The 524-nt window shown below is 70.6% G+C and carries 1 protein-coding gene; it reads left to right on the forward strand.

Going from position 1 to position 524, the window contains the following annotated elements; genetic code table 11:
• Nucleotides 1–524 (forward strand): GTP-binding protein (locus FYW99_RS31615; protein WP_150256283.1); only part of this gene is annotated, 524 nt, incomplete at both ends.

A 524-nucleotide genomic window follows, 5' to 3' on the forward strand; every position in this document is an offset into this window, starting at 1 on the left:
TCCCGGCGGCGCACGTTCGCGGTGATCTCCCACCCCGACGCCGGCAAGTCCACCCTGACCGAGGCCCTGGCCCTGCACGCGGCCGCGATCTCCTCAGCGGGAGCCGTGCACGGCAAGGGCGACCGCAAGGGCGTGACCTCGGACTGGATGGAGATGGAGCAGGACCGCGGCATCTCCATCACCTCCGCCGCGCTGCGCATCGACTACGAGGACCGGGTGCTCAACCTGGTGGACACCCCCGGCCACGCCGACTTCTCCGAGGACACCTACCGGGTGCTGTCCGCGGTGGACTGCGCGATCATGCTGCTGGACTCGGCCAAGGGCCTGGAGCCGCAGACCCTCAAGCTCTTCGACGTGTGCCGGGCGCGCAGGATGCCGGTCATCACCTTCGTCAACAAGTGGGACCGCCCCGGCCGCGAGCCCCTGGAGCTGCTGGACGAGATCGAGCAGCGCATCGGGCTGCGCCCCACCCCGATGAACTGGCCGGTGGGCATCGCCGGGGACTTCCGCGGCCTCATCGACCG

This window comes from Nocardiopsis deserti, from assembly GCF_008638355.1.
GTDB classification, from domain to species: Bacteria; Actinomycetota; Actinomycetes; order Streptosporangiales; family Streptosporangiaceae; genus Nocardiopsis; species Nocardiopsis alborubida.